At 34.5% G+C, this 17,640-nt stretch carries 19 protein-coding genes and 1 pseudogene; 12 read left to right on the top strand and 8 right to left on the bottom strand.

Going from position 1 to position 17,640, the window contains the following annotated elements; translation table 11 throughout:
* Window positions 1-52 precede the first annotated feature (52 nt).
* Complete coding sequence (gene hpt, locus BK580_RS12325) at window positions 53-580, bottom strand: hypoxanthine phosphoribosyltransferase (protein ID WP_078380634.1); 528 nt, start codon at window positions 578-580, stop codon at window positions 53-55.
* A gap of 324 nt (window positions 581-904) precedes the next feature.
* On the opposite strand from hpt, the gene BK580_RS12320 reads away from it, so the two are divergent.
* Window positions 905-1,573, top strand: coding sequence for a DNA alkylation repair protein (locus tag BK580_RS12320; RefSeq protein WP_078380633.1), 669 nt, complete (start codon window positions 905-907; stop codon window positions 1,571-1,573).
* 245 nt (window positions 1,574-1,818) lie between these two features.
* On the opposite strand, the gene BK580_RS12315 is transcribed toward BK580_RS12320, so the two are convergent.
* From BK580_RS12315 to BK580_RS12305, 3 genes are read right to left on the bottom strand one after another with little or no spacing between them, the layout of a single operon-like run.
* Window positions 1,819-2,949, bottom strand: a complete 1,131-nt coding sequence (locus tag BK580_RS12315) for a Ger(x)C family spore germination protein (protein WP_078380632.1) — start codon at window positions 2,947-2,949, stop codon at window positions 1,819-1,821.
* A gap of 4 nt (window positions 2,950-2,953) precedes the next feature.
* Window positions 2,954-4,048 carry a GerAB/ArcD/ProY family transporter gene (locus BK580_RS12310; protein WP_078380631.1) on the bottom strand — a complete coding sequence of 365 codons (1,095 nt, stop codon included), beginning with the start codon at window positions 4,046-4,048 and terminating at the stop codon, window positions 2,954-2,956.
* 8 nt (window positions 4,049-4,056) lie between these two features.
* Entirely contained in the window at window positions 4,057-5,541 is a 1,485-nt protein-coding gene (locus tag BK580_RS12305) for a spore germination protein (protein WP_211279028.1), read from the bottom strand.
* Between the two features lie 235 nt (window positions 5,542-5,776).
* Here BK580_RS12305 and BK580_RS23915 point away from each other — a divergent pair.
* From BK580_RS23915 to BK580_RS12275, 7 genes and pseudogenes are all read left to right on the top strand, one after another.
* Window positions 5,777-6,423, top strand: a pseudogene (locus BK580_RS23915) (tyrosine-type recombinase/integrase); the annotation flags it as partial.
* Window positions 6,424-6,785: 362 nt separating this feature from the next.
* Complete coding sequence (locus tag BK580_RS12295; RefSeq protein ID WP_078380629.1) at window positions 6,786-8,357, top strand: histidine kinase N-terminal 7TM domain-containing diguanylate cyclase; 1,572 nt, start codon at window positions 6,786-6,788, stop codon at window positions 8,355-8,357.
* A gap of 366 nt (window positions 8,358-8,723) precedes the next feature.
* A complete protein-coding gene (locus tag BK580_RS12290; protein WP_078380627.1) occupies window positions 8,724-9,101 on the top strand; it encodes a PadR family transcriptional regulator in 378 nt (125 codons plus the stop codon).
* A gap of 235 nt (window positions 9,102-9,336) precedes the next feature.
* Complete coding sequence (locus tag BK580_RS12285) at window positions 9,337-9,822, top strand: MarR family winged helix-turn-helix transcriptional regulator (RefSeq protein ID WP_078380626.1); 486 nt, start codon at window positions 9,337-9,339, stop codon at window positions 9,820-9,822.
* Between the two features lie 12 nt (window positions 9,823-9,834).
* Window positions 9,835-9,996 carry a hypothetical protein gene (locus BK580_RS23605; RefSeq protein ID WP_169864960.1) on the top strand — a complete coding sequence of 54 codons (162 nt, stop codon included), beginning with the start codon at window positions 9,835-9,837 and terminating at the stop codon, window positions 9,994-9,996.
* 177 nt (window positions 9,997-10,173) lie between these two features.
* Window positions 10,174-10,668, top strand: coding sequence for a hypothetical protein (locus BK580_RS12280; protein ID WP_078380625.1), 495 nt, complete (start codon window positions 10,174-10,176; stop codon window positions 10,666-10,668).
* A gap of 75 nt (window positions 10,669-10,743) precedes the next feature.
* Window positions 10,744-10,980 carry a spore germination protein gene (locus BK580_RS12275; protein WP_078380624.1) on the top strand — a complete coding sequence of 79 codons (237 nt, stop codon included), beginning with the start codon at window positions 10,744-10,746 and terminating at the stop codon, window positions 10,978-10,980.
* A 117-nt stretch (window positions 10,981-11,097) separates the two neighbouring features.
* On the opposite strand, the gene BK580_RS12270 is transcribed toward BK580_RS12275, so the two are convergent.
* Window positions 11,098-11,241, bottom strand: coding sequence for a small acid-soluble spore protein P (locus BK580_RS12270; RefSeq protein ID WP_078380622.1), 144 nt, complete (start codon window positions 11,239-11,241; stop codon window positions 11,098-11,100).
* Window positions 11,242-11,369: 128 nt separating this feature from the next.
* Between BK580_RS12270 and BK580_RS12265 the strand changes: the two genes are divergently transcribed.
* On the top strand, window positions 11,370-11,630 hold the full coding sequence (locus BK580_RS12265; protein WP_078380620.1) for a hypothetical protein: 261 nt from the start codon (window positions 11,370-11,372) through the stop codon (window positions 11,628-11,630).
* Between the two features lie 360 nt (window positions 11,631-11,990).
* Here the strand turns inward: BK580_RS12265 and sspO are convergent, their stop codons facing one another.
* Entirely contained in the window at window positions 11,991-12,140 is a 150-nt protein-coding gene (gene sspO / locus BK580_RS12260; protein WP_078380619.1) for a small acid-soluble spore protein O, read from the bottom strand.
* 294 nt (window positions 12,141-12,434) lie between these two features.
* Here sspO and acnA point away from each other — a divergent pair, with 294 nt between their 5' ends.
* From acnA to BK580_RS12245, 3 genes are all read left to right on the top strand, one after another.
* Window positions 12,435-15,140 (top strand): aconitate hydratase AcnA, encoded by a 2,706-nt coding sequence (gene acnA, locus BK580_RS12255; protein ID WP_078380617.1) that lies wholly within the window; start codon window positions 12,435-12,437, stop codon window positions 15,138-15,140.
* A gap of 105 nt (window positions 15,141-15,245) precedes the next feature.
* Window positions 15,246-15,686 carry a hypothetical protein gene (locus BK580_RS12250; protein ID WP_078380616.1) on the top strand — a complete coding sequence of 147 codons (441 nt, stop codon included), beginning with the start codon at window positions 15,246-15,248 and terminating at the stop codon, window positions 15,684-15,686.
* Window positions 15,687-15,702: 16 nt separating this feature from the next.
* The gene (locus tag BK580_RS12245) at window positions 15,703-16,212 is read left to right on the top strand and encodes a TlpA family protein disulfide reductase (protein WP_078380615.1); all 510 of its coding nucleotides are present in this window, start codon (window positions 15,703-15,705) and stop codon (window positions 16,210-16,212) included.
* A 61-nt stretch (window positions 16,213-16,273) separates the two neighbouring features.
* On the opposite strand, the gene BK580_RS12240 is transcribed toward BK580_RS12245, so the two are convergent.
* Together BK580_RS12240 and BK580_RS12235 are read right to left on the bottom strand one after the other, a co-directional pair.
* Window positions 16,274-16,969 (bottom strand): DUF1287 domain-containing protein, encoded by a 696-nt coding sequence (locus BK580_RS12240; RefSeq protein ID WP_078380614.1) that lies wholly within the window; start codon window positions 16,967-16,969, stop codon window positions 16,274-16,276.
* A 97-nt stretch (window positions 16,970-17,066) separates the two neighbouring features.
* Window positions 17,067-17,525 (bottom strand): DinB family protein, encoded by a 459-nt coding sequence (locus BK580_RS12235; protein ID WP_078380613.1) that lies wholly within the window; start codon window positions 17,523-17,525, stop codon window positions 17,067-17,069.
* Window positions 17,526-17,640 lie beyond the last annotated feature (115 nt).

Genomic DNA, 17,640 nt, shown 5'->3' with positions numbered 1-17,640 from the left:
CTCCTTTGATAGAATGTTGAACTGCCAATGAAGGAAGGCAGAAAGTTCTGCCTTACCCTTCTTTCACAGTAGCTATGTAGGGGAGATTGCGGTACGTTTCTGCATAGTCAATACCGTATCCAATAATGAATTTATCAGGAATAACAAATCCTACATAATCCGCAACTAAGTCTACTTTTCGACGCTCCGGTTTATCAAGCAAGGTGCATATTTTCATGGATTTTGGTTTATGAAGTTGAAAATGCTCTTTTAAAAAGCTAAGTGTTAAGCCAGAGTCGACGATATCCTCCACTAGCAAGACATTTTTGTCTGTAATATTAACATCTATATCCTTTAATAAGCGTACTTTTCCAGTTGTCTCTGTTTGATTGCCATAACTGGAAGCAGCTACAAAATCAACCGTAACTTCGCCATTTAGTTCTCGAATTAAATCGGCAGCAAAGACAAATGCCCCTTTAAGTACAACAATCAATACAAGGGATTCATCTTGAAAATCCTGACGTATCATGGCTCCTATTTCTTTCACTTTATCTTTCAATTGATCTTCTGTAATTAAAATATCATCTAATTTGTATGTCATTTTATCACCTTCCTACATATAGTATAGCCCATTTTTGTTAATGCATTTAACACATATGTAGGAGAAATACTGTTGATTTGAGATGAATTTGCACTGCTTATAAAAGGTAATAATAAAATTATTCCATTAAATGACCAGATTGTTGAAGATGTAGTTTAGCACTAGTAGTGGGGAACCGTACCATAAGTAACGGCGAAATGAATCACTCCTTTTACATTGTTATGGTACAATTATGTGCAATAAGACTTATAACGAAATTTAGTTATTGAAATATCCCGCCAATGACATATTATGAAACAGTGCTTTAATAAGGAGTTGTGTCAAATGAATAAAAATAAAAGCACAGAAATAAAACACTCATCAAAAGCAGAAAACATTCTACCTCAGATCAATAGTAAAACTAAGCTAGGCGACTTACGAAAAATCGCGAAGGACATTAAAAAGGATCACGAACTAGCTATGGAACTTTGGTCAACCGGAAAGTTTTTGCCCAGACTATTGGCAATCTTAATTATGGACAAAAAACTTCTTTCACAAGATGTACTAAATAAGCTTGATAAGGATATGCAGACTCACACATTTGATGAGCGAAATAACTTAATGGATTGGTTAATGGCTAATCAGCTCACTAAAGACAAGAAGAACATTGCATTGATGGAGATATGGGAAAATAGTCCTTCTGCTCTTCAAAGGCGAGCTTTCTGGTATTTTCAAGGGCGATTGAGATGGACTGGACAAACACCGCCTGATAACACCGCAGACTTACTATCTGCAATTGAAGCTAATATTACGCAGGAAGAACCGGAAGTTCAATGGGCTATGAATTTCACCGCAGGCTGGATAGGCGTTTATGTTGAAAAATATCGAACACGTTGTATTAAACTTGGTGAGAAAACGGGTCTTTACAAAGATGAAATGGTATCAAAAGGATGTACTCCCAATTATTTGCCGGAGTTCATTACAATTGAAGTTAACAAACGAATTAATAATTAGTTACCACTGAAAAATTCATAAGGGTTTGATGTGAAAATAAAGGAATTCAAAGCCTCAATATGGACAGGATCTGAAAGTAAGCTTCCAGATCCTTTTTTCTTGGAGGGAAATTTCAAAAAATTTATTATGAGAAATTTTGAAATTCGCTAATTTTACCTTTAAAGGCGTTATGGTGAGCCTTATCATAAGTAAATGAGGTTCTTCACAGGTAAATTCGTGAACGTAGTTTTCTCTACTATATTTTCCTAATCTATTGCCCCTGTTCGTTTGATCTCTACCTTAATACTTGGTTTTAAATTTAATGTGGAATACTTTCCTCTCAAATCTTTTTCATTTAAATTGGAATATTTTCTTATACTTTTTATTTTTCTTCCAATGCCAATTGGATCAGTATTTAATTTTCTAAACTCCTCAATTATATCCCCGAATTCTTTGTTTAGTTCTTCTTCAATTATTAGCTCCATTTTTTTTATTGATTCCTTATCTTTAAGAGTAATAGAAGGCTGTAATTCTATAGTTGAAACTAAAATAGATGCATTTAAATTAACCGACTCTTCCTGAGATAATTCAATATTTCCGCGGTACTTTATTGGGTGAATTGTAATATTAAATTTATCTCCTTTTTGCTTTTCGACTAGTTTTATTCCCTTTTCTTCTAATACCTCTACAGGAATATTTAAAGTTATATCCCCCAAAAAAGCATTATGATTGGTGAATAATTTTATATACAAGGTTTTTTTCATGGAAATAGAACCAACCATTTTATCATCCCTAAATAATGCAACCCCATCTAAATAGGGTGCTACACCATTCTCATTCGATAGAATAGGTAAGGTAGGATCGATACCAATTTCATATAGTGTGGAAATAAAATCATGTAAGTTGGAGTTTATTAACATTTCCTTCTTTTCGTGCTTATCTAATAATTGATAAATATATGACCCCATTTCAGGGTATTCTTCATAGTTTTTATTATTAATTGTACTCTCAGCATTGTTTGTAATTGCCAAAAATACTAAAGATCCGATGCTACTATCTCGTTGCATTGTGTCTAGAAAAGATGAAATCCCAATCATTTCTGTCATATATTTATCAAATAAAATTGTCCTTAATTGTCCAGAGGTAATGTCGTGGCTTGTCTGTTGCTCTAACCTTTGTCTTATTTGTTTGCTTGTAGTTCCGACGGCAGAAATGGTTACACTCGTCTTTTCTTGTTTACGGTCGAATTGTAATAAGCTAATAGTGCCTTTGTATGTATCCTCTTCAAGTAAGTCAAAACCAATAATAGTTGAAATTCCTTGCCTTTCTAATATTTTTTCCTGTGGCATACATGCAGTACAGAGAAAGAAACAAAGTAGAATAAGCCATATTTTCATTTTTTCAACTCCGTTTTAAACGTAAAAAGATTTTAGATTTGATGATTAAAATGAAATATAAGAATATCGGATAGATAAACCAAAGGTAAAAGCCAATTTCACCAACTTTATCAAAAAAACGGTTGTTATCTACTCTTTTTGTGACAAAAAAACTCATGATAAAGATGATTATTGAGATTACCCATATTCCATGTGTTATTTTTAAATGAAATATTTGTTTAACTCCTTTGGAAGAAATGAATAAAGTTATACATAAATTCGGAAAAATAACTAATATCCATAATGCAACTGCTATAAATTCAAAGCGCTCAATAAATGGAAAACGGACAGCGCCTATCATACTGACAATAGGCCAGATCTGTATTTCTAATTCTTTAGGGCTAAAAAATAATATGGAAATAACAGTTGCAATTAAAACAAGAAGGGTGGTAAACCAGATTGCTAATTGACTGAATAGAAGTAGTTTATTTTTCTCCTTTATAAGAGGAAAAATAAAAAATAGAGTCTCAAACCCCAACATTGTAAAACTGCTTTTAAAAACTCCTTTCATCATTTCTGACGGAGTTGTCGACATGACGGGTAAAATTCTAGTTAAGTTCATGGAATCAAGTGGTGGATATATCACTAATAGCAGCCATATAGTCATCAAAAAGGATAAGAAGCATATTCCTGCAACTACTCTGAATCCACCTGATACTGCATAAATTGTTATTAATAATAGCGCTAAGGTGCCTATCCATTCATAAACTCCTTCGTATCCCCATGTTAAGGACAATTCAACATAACTGATGATAATAGAGTAATTTACAGCAATAAAGTAAATGACAATTAAGGTATTGATGATACTTCCTATAAAGCGACCAAATAAATTTTCGTGTATTTCATAAAGATTACAGTTTCCATGTTTTTTAAGTATGCTAATAATAATCCAAGTGATAAGACTAATGAATAGACCAGATAGTAAAACTGAGATCCAAGCATCTTTCTTAGATTCAAGATAAATAATCCTAGGAACTCCAAGTATGCCCATTCCAATTTGGGAAGTGTGTATAATAAAGAAAGCAATATAGGCATTTACAAAACTAATATTTGATTTCATTATCCACCTCAAAATTCATCTAAATCTTTTTCTGTTTTTTTAAATCTCCACCTTGTGCGAAATGTGTCTTTTGGATGAGTGACAACAGGACGTCTCTTATAAAAATGGTGTGGAAGACGTATTAAGAAGTACTTTAAATCCTTTATCCTAAACGGGTATAAAGGTGCGAGATAAGGTTTGTTTAATGATGTCAATTTTAACAAGTGGACCATCAGTACACTGACTCCGATAATAATCCCATTTAATCCCCAAATTCCTGCTAGAATAATGAAAGGAAATCTAGCAATTCTTATAGCAGTCCCCATTTCATAAATAGGAGCTGTAAACGCACCTAATGCACTAAATGCCACGATAATAATTAAAATGTTGCTAGTTAAACCTGCCTCAACAGTTGCTTGGCCAATAACAATACCTCCTACAATCCCCATTGTTTGTCCTACTTTTGACGGAAGGCGTGCCCCAGCCTCTCTAAGTAATTCAATTAATAATTCCATTAAAAGTGCTTCTAGCAAAGGTGGAAAAGGAACTTGTGAACGTGATTGCCCAATTATAAGTAACAATTTAGATGGAATTAGTTCAAAGTGAAATGTCATGGTTGCAACATAAAATGCTGTAAAAAAAAGTGACCCTGTCATAGCAAAAAATCGTATAAATCTTATTAAGGTACTTAAGGACCATCTCAAATATATATCTTCTGTTGATTCAATAAATGAAAAAAAATTAGCAGGTCCAATAATAGCAATTGGACTTCTATCTATAAAAATACCAATCCTTCCGTTTAAAATAGAATAGATGAATCTATCGGGCAACTCAGTTAGTATAAACTGTGGAAAAATTGAGTAATGATTATCTTCAAGACATTGTGCCAATACTGAACTGTCACTAATATCATCAGTTTTTATATTTTCAAACCTCTCCTTAAGTGTTTTAAGGGTTTCATCATCCGCTATATCTTTAAGGTATATAATTCTTACTTGCTTCTTAACACGTTCTCCTATTTCTAATTCATCTGTACACAATTTAGAATCATTTAGATTTTGTCTTATAATTTTAATATTAGAAGATAATGATTCTGTAAACGATATTTTAGGACCGTATACCAAAGATTCTGTTTCTGCTTTTTCGATGGATCTTTCAATTGGGTTGGAGCAATTTACCATAAATGCTTTACTTTCGTCTGATAAGTAAATATAAGCGAATCCATTTAAGAGCGAAGAGATAACCTCTTGTTCCTCAAGGTTTGACATTACTTCGTCCATTGGTATGTTTTTCAATAAATAAGAGCAAGTTATGTATTCTTTTGGAAGTTGTTGAATGTATTTAATTACATACTCATTTAGTAACTCTTTTTTAATTAAATTTTTCATGAAAATAACTTCGAGACAAACTCCACCAACTTCAAGTGTTCTACAAATCAAGTCTGGTGATTGGTTGAGGATGGATTTTACTTTTTCATAATTAGGGCAGCTAATTTCATTTAGATGGTTTGTCATTTGAAACATATCCCTCAATAGATTTTCTATATTATTTGAAGTAAAAATCATTTTATACTTGTTTTAAACAAAGAAGTAGGGATTGAGAGTAATTTGAGGACCTTTGAATGTTTATTTATACTGAACAGAAAGAGATATCTGGGAACTATAAACGGTGTGGAAACAGCATTAGTAGCTGTGTATTCTAAAGGAATAAAAACCTCACCTTGATACAATACGGAGAACTGTGTCATACTCTAGCTTGGTTCATAGAGTTCGGTGCATTAAATCAATATTCAAATGGGCAAATGACGAAGGCAAAGAAGAATCCTGTAGCTAAGTTGAAAGAACCGAAGCTAGGGAAGCGAATTCCAAAATTCCTAACCTAACTTAAAATTGAACATCTCCGTTAGTCCTGTCAAAGTGCCATGGAGAATGCGTTATTTGAAATTTTTCTACTCAATGGGTTGTCGTATTGGCGAAATTGTTAAACTTAATCATGATGATATCAATTTTGCCGCAAGTTCCGTCATTTTTCATGGAAAAGAGATAAAGAACGGGAGGTGTACTAATACTCGTTGCTCTTTGTAGTTAAAGAGATATCTCGATGAACGTGATGACCAGGACCCTTGCTTGTTCATTACGGAAAGAAGACAAAAAAAAGAATGAGTATCGAACTAATAAGATACATCTTTAAGCGTATATCTTCTGGAGCTGGAATTAAGAAGAGCATACATCCACTTCAATTAAGGCACAGCTACGGGACTCATATGATTAACAATGGAGCTAGCTCCTCTTGAAGTGATATAGAGTTTACTTGGCTGCGAAAAGAGTGGAACTACGAGGATTTATGCTCAACTGAGTGGGAAATTGAGAAAGGATTTCTCCAGTAAATACTTTTAAGAAATCACGGTTATTTTTGAGGGTGATTTTTTAAATTGAATGAAGATAAAAGATTGAGTTTATCACTTGGTTTTGAAATAATTGGTATTAAGTTAAAGGCAGCATTCCTGTAATGAAGAATACGGACATTACTCCGCAATCGGGCGCTTTAATGGAGAAATGATGACAAAAGGTTTGAATAGCATTTTCTAATCAAACTTTATTCCAAACCAACAAATACATTTTTATAAAACAATATTGCAAGATAGAAAAAGTGTCTTTTTCACACAATTGTAACTATTTAAAACAATTAAGGGAAATTATACTAGTAATAGGATGATAATCTACTATATAATGAATGAAACTAAATGGAGTAGGTTTATATGGCACAAGAATTATTGATGTATATAGTAGTAGTAATGCTAGCAGGTTCATTAAGTCTTTTTTTATGCGTGTATGCATTTTTCAAGATGAAAGATGCACCAGGTGCAAAATATTATATATTAGTAACGTTAATGTCCACAATTTTCACTTTTGCATACTGTTTTGAGTTAGCGAGCATATCCATAGAGCAAATGAAATTTTGGCTAAGTATCGAATATCTTGCTATGCCGTTCATACCAGTATTGATTCTCTTAATGTGTTTGGACTATGTTGGACACAAAATCAACCAATGGATTTACTATCTCCTTTTTGCTACACCTATCATTACAATCTTTATGCACAATACAAATGATCTTCATCACTTATACTACACATCGATGGAAGTCCGAAATGACACCCCATTTCCTATTCTACAGTTAGAGGGTGGGCCGTGGTTTTATGTTCATTCTATGTTTTTATTTGTATGCATCATGTTAAGTGTGATTATTTTGCTTATGCAATTAAAGAAATCATTGTTTAGATTTCGCATGCAAGTATTAACGATGGTAGCTGGACTTATTATTCCTCTCATAGCAAATCATTTCTATATAAATGGCATGAGTCCATATGGAATTGACCTCGGACCAGTGTCTATGAGTATCACTTTTTTACTACATTTCGTAGCTTTAGTCTCCTATCAAATGTTTAATGTATCTCCGATTGCACGAGATAAAGTATTCGAAAACATGAAGGAAGGGGTCATTGTATTAAATCAAAATAAAGTAATTGTTGATTACAACAATGCGATTCAAACAGTTATCCCTCAATTTAAGAAACACGTAATTGGAAGGTCGATCGAAGAAGTACTTAGTGACAATCAAAAGCTTTACCAAATTATTAGGCAAGAGAAGCAAATTGATTTTGATATGGATGTAGAAAAAAGATTGCTACACTATCAAATTCGATTTACATCATTGGTTAATAAAAGCAATCTACATATCGGCCAAATTATCACATTTTCCGATGTAACCGAAAGAGTAAATACACAAGAGCAACTACAAAAATTAGCGAGTATCGATGGATTAACGCTAGTATACAATAGGACTTTTTTTATGAAAAATTCAGAAAAAACCTTGGATGAACTTGCCATAAAAGGTGGGGATTTATCCGTCATTATGTTTGATATCGATCTATTTAAAACTGTGAATGATACATACGGCCATGAAACTGGAGACAGAGTATTAACTCATGTCGCGCATGTAGCGAAACAAAATTTACGTGAAACGGACATTATTGGTCGTTATGGAGGCGAGGAGTTTATCATATGTTTACCTGATACTTCTTTATCTATGGCATATGATATTGCAAATACCCTTCGCAAGAAAATTTCGGAGAGTTCAATTAAAATCAACACAAGAGAAATTTTAGTTACATCTAGCTTTGGAGTAGCTTCTTCACTAGTTACAAGAGCGGATGACCGACAAATCATACAAAGGCTGATGGAACAGGCTGACCAAGCGTTATACGTTGCCAAAAGAAATGGTAGAAATTGCGTTTACTCTTATAGTCCCGTTCTCCAGTACGTTAAGTAATGTAACTACAAATAAGGTTTTTTTATGACAGAAATGCTTTACTCTTTTAATTAATTTAATATAGGAGCTTTATAACACAAAAAGACGCTTAGTATTAGCGTCTTTTTGTGTTTCAATCTAATTCTGTTGAGAGAGGGTAACAAAACAGAGAACTTCTTCATACTTACTAGCAACTCAGAACGTTAAAAAACCAAAAACCGCAGCTAGGAGATATTGAAAAAGAAAGAAACCTCGGAAATAATCGCTAATTAAACGGAATATCATAGGTTTTGTTAATTACCCAAATAATCAAAATATTATTTACTACATAATACGACTTAGTAGTATAATAAAAGTAGCAAATTTAATGATGAAAGGAGCTTTTTCATGTCAGATAAAGAAGAATACAAAAATCCAAAAAAATTCGCATTAAATATGACTGCTGCACAATTCACTAAATTTTACATTCTTTACCTTCTTCATAAAAGACCAACGATGATTGCGGAAGAGTTTAAAGATGAATTTAAATTCATTACTCGAAACTGGCAACCAGCTCCATCTACATTATTAAATGCTTTACATGATATGTCGGCAGAGGGATTTCTGACAAAGAGGAAAGAAATAAAAGGAAAACGTCAAGTATTATATAATTATAGTGTGACGCAGGACGGAGAAGTTTACTTCGAAATTTTGAAAAAGAAATACAAAATATTGTTTGAAGAGCAAAAAACAACGATTGAAAAGATATTGAGGGAAGTATATTAAGTTCTAATTATTATCTTATCGAACTCTAGAGGTTTGAGTTAAAAAAGATACTCTTTTTAATAACATGGGTTTGAGCTATTTTTAAGTTTAAATAAGTCTAACTTTATCCTCCACTATAGAGACACCCTCCCTAAGTTATGGGAAAAGGGGGTCTTTTTGCGTTGAGTGATTTTGAATAAATTTCTATCTTTGAGAAATAATATTCTCAGTTGTATTTACAAGTGAGGTGAAAAATATGGATTTATTATTGAAGCAGAATTTATTGTTGATGATAAGAGCTTTATATTTTTGTGTAGAGGAAAAATGGGCAGAGCTAGGAAAAAACCACAATATATCACCAGCACAGCAGCACGTTTTGTTTTTGCTGTATTCCTCAAAATCCAAAATATTATCACCGTCTGAGTTAAGCGACCTAGGAGGTTGGCATATCTCTACAGTTTCACGGTTAATTAAGCCGATGGAGAATAGAGGATTTATTACTATCACACCAGATAAGCGTCCTAAATATAAGGAGGTGAAAATCACAGATTCTGGGATGATCCTATTACAGGATTTAATTTCTGAAGTGGATAAAATAAGTACATTTCCGTTAGATATTAGTCATTTAACGGAAAGTGAAGTGGAAAGCTTTCTGCATGTTATCCAAAAAATATTGTATTCAAATAGAAGTATTACCTATGGAAGTTGGTTAGCGCGTGTAAAAACTGGAAGTGACGATTAGGGAGGAACTTTCTTGTTTACTGTAAAAAAGAAGATGGAAACATTGTTTTGGTTAGCTGTCGTAGGTTTGTTTTTAACCACGATTTATACAACTGTAATAGTAAACCAGGGCATGAAGGCAAAAGAAAAGATTAATTTTATTTATACATATCTAAAAAGCGCATCCAATTCTTAAAATGGAAATTGAATTATAATAATTCAAAAAATGAGAGCCAATTCTAAAAATTCATTAGATTTGGCTCTTATTTATTTTGCGTCTACCATTGGATAAACTACCATCATTTTTGCTTCTTTCAGAACTTACTATAATATTGTTATAATAAAATAAAAAGTTATATGCTGGAGGTTCACATTGGATTTATATTGCTCGAAACATAAAAAACTGTTAGCTGAACGCTTTAATTCCATTAATAAAGAAATCGAACCTTATTGCGTCGATTGTCATATTGAATCTAAGTTTCAAGTCCAAATTGAACTTAACAAAATAGAATGTAAAGATGATGTCATTAAAAGTAAGGGAGTTAAATTCTGGAGCTTTTTAATAGTGACTTTCATCGTTATTGTCATTCTACCTATACATATATTTTTCAAAGTGCTTCTCACATTAGTCTTATTAGCTAAGGTTATTAAGAACGTTCTTAACCCGTATTTATCAAGGTTAACCCAGCCTCAAAGCCATTTGTTGGATGAGATTCGGGCTCAAGCCTTAAACCAAAGTAGTATTCAGGCAAATGAAGTAGAAAACAAGAAACGACAATGGAAAAAAGCATTCTTGCAAGAAAAAAATAAAACAAAGTGGACAGAAGAGGACTGGCAGGAGTATCTCAAAAGATTTTATAAAAAATGAGTTGTTAGTTTAAGACGTCCACCTATACAAGCATAAACATGCCCTCATACGCTAAAAGAAAAAGGAGTGGCGGAGATGGCTTGTTTTATTAATAAGGTCGTTATTAAGGAAGTAAGCGGTGGTGTCGTGAATTTCGGAAACATTTTTAAGATTTGTCCTATTGCAGAAGAAACAGGAGTTACTGGTTCAGGAAGTGGAAATTCAGGAACTCATATTAAAACTTTTACAAAAATAAGTGTAGTAAAAGTGTGTGGTAAGAAGTGTTTCCAGGTTAATAATGATGATGAAGAATTTGGTGAGTTTCTTGATTAGGTATTCTTCTGAAATGGTTTCCCCCAAGCAGCATCATTAAGTAAAATCGTACGGTTTATACGATTTGTAACGATGGAGCAAGGGGAACCTCTCTAATAATAAAGCTACTTAGGTTAGTTACATATCATGACTTGAGTTATGCTTTTGTCGAGTATGGTTACGGTTCTTTACCTTGTGGGAACCGCTTAATGGTTCAGGTTGACCTGGTTGATCTCCTTTTGGTGCGTTTTTCTTCATATCTTTATGATCATTTTTGTTCATATTATCTCCTCCTTTGCTATTAGTTTTTGAAAAATCATTGCGTTTATTCGGAGTGTTTTTAGGAATAATTTTTGGGATTATGGGCAGTATAGGTAGAGCTATAATTTTCTACAAAGGAGCGAACATCCATGCCTTACCATAAAAATAAGCAACAAGCGTTTCAAGCAGCCCAGCAAGGGACCGAGCAAGCAAGAGATGTATACGAAGCGATTGTCAGAAACGACCCGGACTATGGTCATGACTTCAAACGTCTTGAAAATGAAGTAAATGAAGCAATGGAACAAATTAACAATGCATTAGAGGTTGCATCTGAGACACAACGTCCTCAACTTATGCAATTTCAGCAGGATTTGAATACTATTTTACAACAAGGAACTTTGGAGGAATAATATTCGAAAGCTACCTAACTGTTGGGGATTATCGGTTAGGTAGTTTTTTTATTTTTCGAAGTTTTTCTCTCCCAATGGAGGTTCTGAAAATGGATAATGGGGAAAAGCAGGGCACGAGTGCGACGGACTGAGGTCATGAATATGGAATAGGGGGATAAGGAGGACATCAGAGTGACAGGTTAAGGTCATGAATTTGGAGGAGGAGGAAAAACAGAGCATCAGATCGTCCGTCCAAACATTCCCTGAAAATCAAAAAAAGAAAACCAATAATGTTTTATAAGATTTCAAAACTTGTCACAAAATAAAAAGCAAGCAGTCGTGAACCACTTGCTCTGATATAATATTTTATTGTTTGAGCGATTACTGATTTTTCTTTCGTTTTTTATTATTTTGCTTCTGTTCTTCTGTCAAAGGTTCATTGGAATATTCCTCATTATATCCTGCACCTTGTCCTTGTGCACTTGCTGCGTTCATGCCTTCAATGACATGGTTTGCCTTTCTTTTTGCCATCTTTTTCACCTCCCTATTAGTATTCTTTCCCAACGTTTGAAATGCATGTATTTGTGGAATATTATGAAAGATAAGAGTAACTTATTGTATTTGATAACTTTATTGATATTTACTTATGTTAAATGTTGTATTAAGATAATGTCGTAAGGACTATTTGGTGGGAGAAATTACTCGTATTTTGTCTCAAAGAAAAACAATCGCAAACGCTTTCTATATAGAAAGCTTGTTTTTCAATGCCTATTAATTAATCATAGCGAAGTCCTATTAAACTATGAGTAGCAGGGGGTAATACATATGACGAAAAAAGATTTTTTTAACGCACGTGCATCCTTTGATGTCAACGGCAAAACGTATCATTACTATTCTTTGCAAGCGCTTGAAGATGCAAATGTTGGCAACGTTTCTCGTCTGCCATATTCCATCAAAGTATTATTGGAGTCCGTTTTACGTCAAGTAGACGGTCGTGTAATTACAAAAGAGCATGTTGAAAATTTAGCTAAATGGGGCACAGATGAGCAAAGAGAGATAGATGTACCTTTCAAACCATCTCGTGTTATCCTACAAGACTTTACAGGAGTTCCAGCAGTTGTAGATTTAGCTTCTTTACGTAAGGCAATGGCTGATCTTGGTGGAAACCCGGATAAAATCAACCCTGAAATCCCAGTGGATCTTGTTATTGACCACTCTGTACAAGTTGATAAAGCAGGTTCATTCGATTCATTAGACTTCAATATGAAGCTCGAATTCGAACGTAATGCAGAGCGTTACAAGTTCCTAAGCTGGGCAAAGAAATCTTTTGACAACTATCGCGCAGTACCACCAGCAACTGGTATCGTTCACCAAGTTAACCTTGAGTACTTAGCAAATGTGGTTCACGCTGTAGAAGAAAATGGTGAATTGGTAACATTCCCAGATACACTTGTTGGAACAGATTCTCATACAACAATGATTAATGGTATCGGTGTACTTGGATGGGGTGTAGGTGGTATTGAAGCAGAAGCTGGAATGCTTGGCCAACCTTCATACTTCCCAGTACCAGAAGTAGTAGGTGTGAAGCTTACTGGAACTTTACCAAATGGCACAACTGCAACAGATTTAGCGTTAAAAGTTACACAAGTACTTCGTAAAAATGGAGTAGTTGGTAAGTTTGTTGAATTCTTTGGTCCTGGTGTATCTGAACTTCCACTTGCAGACCGTGCAACAATTGCGAACATGGCACCTGAATATGGAGCAACTTGTGGATTCTTCCCAGTTGATGATGAGTCCCTTGACTACATGCGCTTAACAGGTCGTGACGAAGATCAAATCAAACTAGTAGAAGCATATTGTAAAGCAAACGGCTTATTCTTTAGCCCAGATGCAGATCCAATCTACACTAACGTTGTAGAGATCGATTTAGCAGAAATTGAACCAAATCTTTCTGGACCTAAACGTCCACAAGATCTTGTTCCACTTTCGATGATGAAAGAAACATTCCATAATGCATTAGTTGCACCACAAGGGAACCAAGGCTATGGTTTAACACCTACTGATATTAACAAAGAAGTAGAATTCACATTAGCTTCTGGTGAAAAAACAACAATGAAAACTGGCGCAATTGCTATAGCAGCTATTACATCCTGTACCAATACTTCTAACCCATACGTGTTAGTTGCTGCCGGATTAGTGGCGAAGAAAGCAGTAGAGTTGGGACTAAGTGTACCTAGCTATGTGAAAACGTCTTTAGCACCAGGATCTAAGGTTGTAACAGGATACTTGCAAGATTCCGGTTTACTACCATATCTAGATACTTTAGGTTTCAATATCGTTGGATATGGTTGTACAACGTGTATTGGTAACTCTGGTCCATTAGAGGATGAAATTGAAGAAGCAATTGCTGCAAACGACTTACTAGTGACATCTGTACTATCTGGTAACCGTAACTTTGAAGGTCGTATTCATCCGTTAGTAAAAGGTAACTACCTAGCATCCCCACCTCTAGTAGTGGCATATGCACTAACTGGTACGGTTGACGTTGACCTTCAAAACGACGTACTTGGTCAAGACAAAGATGGAAACGATGTATTCTTCAAAGATATCTGGCCTTCCATGGAAGAAGTAAAGGAAGTAGTGAAAACTACTGTAACTCCTGAGCTATTCCGTAGAGAATATGAGCATGTTTTTGATGATAATGCTCGTTGGAATGAAATCCAAACGTCTGATGAAGCACTTTACACATGGGATAATGATTCCACATACATTCAAAATCCTCCATTCTTTGAAGGATTACAACCAGAGCCAGGTGTGGTAGCACCATTAAATGGTCTACGTGTTGTTGGTAAATTTGCGGATTCTGTTACAACAGACCACATTTCACCAGCTGGTTCAATCGGAAAGGATACGCCTGCAGGTAAATACTTACAAGCTAATGGCGTAGCTCCACGTGATTTCAACTCTTATGGTTCTAGACGCGGTAACCACGAAGTAATGATGCGTGGAACATTTGCTAACATCCGTATTCGTAACCAGGTTGCTCCAGGTACAGAGGGTGGATGGACGACGTATTGGCCAACAAATGATGTGATGTCTATCTATGATGCTTGCATGAAGTATAAAGAAGATGGAACTGGCCTAATGGTAATAGCAGGAAAAGATTACGGAATGGGAAGCTCTCGTGACTGGGCTGCAAAAGGAACGAACTTACTTGGAATTAAAACAGTTATCGCGGAGAGCTACGAAAGAATTCACCGTAGTAACTTAGTTCTTATGGGTGTGTTACCTTTACAGTTTAAAGAAGGCGAAAGCGCTGAAATCCTAGGATTAAACGGAAAAGAAACATTTGAAGTTCAAGTGGATGAGTCCGTTAAACCACGTGATTTTGTAAAAGTTACTGCAATAGATGAAGAAGGAAACAAAAAAGAATTTGACGCATTAGTTCGTTTTGATAGTGACATTGAAATTGATTACTACCGTCATGGTGGAATCCTTCCAATGGTATTACGTGACAAACTAAAAGCATAATAGAAGTGAAAAAGCTGGTCTACTCTTTGATAAAAAGGGAGATCAGCTTTTTTATTTTAAATGTTATAAAATAGACACAAGAATATAACGTATAAGTGTTCCTATATGATTAAATTAAAAGTAAACGAGGTATGTACAACGATGGATGCGATACAAATTGGTCCGCTACTTCTAAAGAAATCAATTCTTGTCCTTCTTTTTTCTTGTTTAATTGCATATCTTTATATTGCTATATTACATAAAAGGGAACCTGATAGGCTTAAAGTAATTGAACAACATTTGCTTTCTGTTACTTTATTGTGGATTTTAGTGTTTAAGTTTAGTATCCTCGTCTTTAGACCTTCCATACTTTGGACAAATCCTTTTGGACTCATCTTCTTTACTGGAGGAACAAATGGGATCTATTTAGCAAGTTTACTGGGGATTTTATATTTTTACTGGAAAATGTACAAATCAAACATACATTTTAAAACAACGACCATCATTGTAATTCCAAGTATTGCGATCATAGTTTTAAGCTACTTTATAATGATGTACTTCTTGTAAAAGGATGGAGATACGCATGAAAAAAATAATAGCTATTGTATTTTTAGTGGCTTTAAGTGGATATGCATTATTTCAAGTTTTTTCTGAAGATGATCCTACTGTGGGAAATAAGGTAGGCGAGATGGCAAGGGAATTTGAATTAACTACACTAACCGGAGAAACGGCTAAGCTCACTGATTATAAAGGGAAGAAAGTAATTCTCAATTTCTGGGCAACTTGGTGTGGGCCTTGTCGAGCGGAAATGCCCGAAATGCAAGAGTTTTCTGAAGGTAACAAAGAGGATGTCGTTATGTTAGCAGTGAATTTAACAAGCTCAGAGACCAGTATTGATAATGTAAAGGCTTATGTGGAAGAGGGGGGTTATACATTTCCAATTCTTCTAGATGAGGTGGACCTTTTCCGTTATTATGAAGTGCTTACAATGCCGACGACTTATTTCATTGACTCAGAAGGAATTGTTTCCTATCGTCACCTGGGTCCCATGACATATGAATTGATGGAGGAACAGATTAATAAAATGAATTAGACATATGTTTGGTAGTAGACGCTAAGAACTTTGCCTTAGCGTCTTTTTCAATCAGTTAATGTCAGTACTTCCATCTATAATGGCCAGTGATTGGTGATTTAAAGGATGATAATTTAACTTCTGCAGCAAATGGGTAGGTATTATGAAGAAGGTATGGTGTACCATCCTTTGCTCTTTTGTCAGAGACAATTCCCACATGATCAAAATCCCCCTCTAGGAAAACGACTATATCTCCTGGTTGCCACTGCTTTAAGTTATTGACATCACCAATTATCAATTCAGTTGGTAATGAATCTGCAAAACGTTGAAAGAATACATCTTGATTAGGAACTCTTCGAAAGTCAATATTAGGATCAGGACTTCCAGCAACTCTAGGATAGAGCTTTGTATTGTCGAGGATATCTGCATCCATTAGATCCTTAAGCACGATATTAGCCCCTATAAATGCTCTCCAAACGACATCTGTACAAACACCTTCTATGTCTGGAGGATACCCACCAGCATAATAAGTACTTTTATATTTTGTTCGTTGCTCTACTTCTACTCTTGCTGCTTTCACGAAATCGATGGGATCGGGTATTCCGTTGTTGTTCCGGTCAACAGAAGAGTATTCATCAGGTACAGTTACTTTCTTAGAAAATGGTGAGTTTAAATGTAGTCCAAGGTGATCTAGAATGATTCCGTTTCTAAATAAAAGTAGGAAGCAAAGAGCGCATAGAAATGAAAAGGACAAGAAATAAAGGAACTTTTTCTTCACTACTTACCTCCATATATATAATTTTTCTTATTTTCAAATATATTCTAACATAGTCGTGAAACTAGTAGACAAAGTACTTGGTGATAGGAGGAAATCTCTAAAAGTTTAAGGCCACTTTTATTTGTTGAATATGATGTAAGTCATGCTTGACGAACATATTTATAAAGCTTTCTGGAGTATAGTTGCGTTTACCATTTCCGATGGTAAAGCTTATTGATTGGTCAAGGGTTGAGATTTTTTCAAGTAATGCCCTTCTAGTCATTTCAAATTCATTGATTAACGCTGTGGTTGTAGGGTATTTGGATATGTATGGTATTGCCTTTTCATTATATAAGTCATGGTCTGGAAAACTCGACAAGTTGCTTTCCTTTTCCATATTTGGAATCATTGTATCGATAATAAATTTATCCCAGTAATAAATATGTCCAATGATTTCCTTAGTTGACCATTTTCCTTCTGCAATAGGATTCGTTAAGTCGACTTCTGACAGTTCAGATAAGGAAAGGAAAAAATCTAAGTTTTCTTCAAAAGAACGATATGCTTTTACCTTTTCCATAAAAGCTCCCCCTCGTATATTTTTATTATTTGTTACACTACTTTTATGATATTAGAAAATCCCCACAAAAACAAGAACATATATTCTGTTTTGTTATTTATATTTTGTATTTAAA

This window comes from Sutcliffiella halmapala, from assembly GCF_002019665.1.
GTDB lineage: Bacteria > Bacillota > Bacilli > Bacillales > Bacillaceae_I > Sutcliffiella_A > Sutcliffiella_A halmapala.
The sequence above is the reverse complement of the archived record's forward strand: the minus strand, read 5'-3'. Positions and strand labels throughout refer to the sequence as shown.

What these genes read in the sequence shown, in the direction of transcription:
- hpt (WP_078380634.1), bottom strand. Translation starts at nt 580, where the DNA reads ATGACATACAAATTAGATGATATTTTAATTACAGAAGATCAATTGAAA.
- BK580_RS12320 (WP_078380633.1), top strand. Translation starts at nt 905, where the DNA reads ATGAATAAAAATAAAAGCACAGAAATAAAACACTCATCAAAAGCAGAA.
- BK580_RS12315 (WP_078380632.1), bottom strand. Translation starts at nt 2,949, where the DNA reads ATGAAAATATGGCTTATTCTACTTTGTTTCTTTCTCTGTACTGCATGT.
- BK580_RS12310 (WP_078380631.1), bottom strand. Translation starts at nt 4,048, where the DNA reads ATGAAATCAAATATTAGTTTTGTAAATGCCTATATTGCTTTCTTTATT.
- BK580_RS12305 (WP_211279028.1), bottom strand. Translation starts at nt 5,541, where the DNA reads ATGACAAACCATCTAAATGAAATTAGCTGCCCTAATTATGAAAAAGTA.
- BK580_RS12295 (WP_078380629.1), top strand. Translation starts at nt 6,786, where the DNA reads ATGGCACAAGAATTATTGATGTATATAGTAGTAGTAATGCTAGCAGGT.
- BK580_RS12290 (WP_078380627.1), top strand. Translation starts at nt 8,724, where the DNA reads ATGTCAGATAAAGAAGAATACAAAAATCCAAAAAAATTCGCATTAAAT.
- BK580_RS12285 (WP_078380626.1), top strand. Translation starts at nt 9,337, where the DNA reads ATGGATTTATTATTGAAGCAGAATTTATTGTTGATGATAAGAGCTTTA.
- BK580_RS12275 (WP_078380624.1), top strand. Translation starts at nt 10,744, where the DNA reads ATGGCTTGTTTTATTAATAAGGTCGTTATTAAGGAAGTAAGCGGTGGT.
- BK580_RS12270 (WP_078380622.1), bottom strand. Translation starts at nt 11,241, where the DNA reads ATGAACAAAAATGATCATAAAGATATGAAGAAAAACGCACCAAAAGGA.
- BK580_RS12265 (WP_078380620.1), top strand. Translation starts at nt 11,370, where the DNA reads ATGCCTTACCATAAAAATAAGCAACAAGCGTTTCAAGCAGCCCAGCAA.
- sspO (WP_078380619.1), bottom strand. Translation starts at nt 12,140, where the DNA reads ATGGCAAAAAGAAAGGCAAACCATGTCATTGAAGGCATGAACGCAGCA.
- acnA (WP_078380617.1), top strand. Translation starts at nt 12,435, where the DNA reads ATGACGAAAAAAGATTTTTTTAACGCACGTGCATCCTTTGATGTCAAC.
- BK580_RS12250 (WP_078380616.1), top strand. Translation starts at nt 15,246, where the DNA reads ATGATTAAATTAAAAGTAAACGAGGTATGTACAACGATGGATGCGATA.
- BK580_RS12245 (WP_078380615.1), top strand. Translation starts at nt 15,703, where the DNA reads ATGAAAAAAATAATAGCTATTGTATTTTTAGTGGCTTTAAGTGGATAT.
- BK580_RS12235 (WP_078380613.1), bottom strand. Translation starts at nt 17,525, where the DNA reads ATGGAAAAGGTAAAAGCATATCGTTCTTTTGAAGAAAACTTAGATTTT.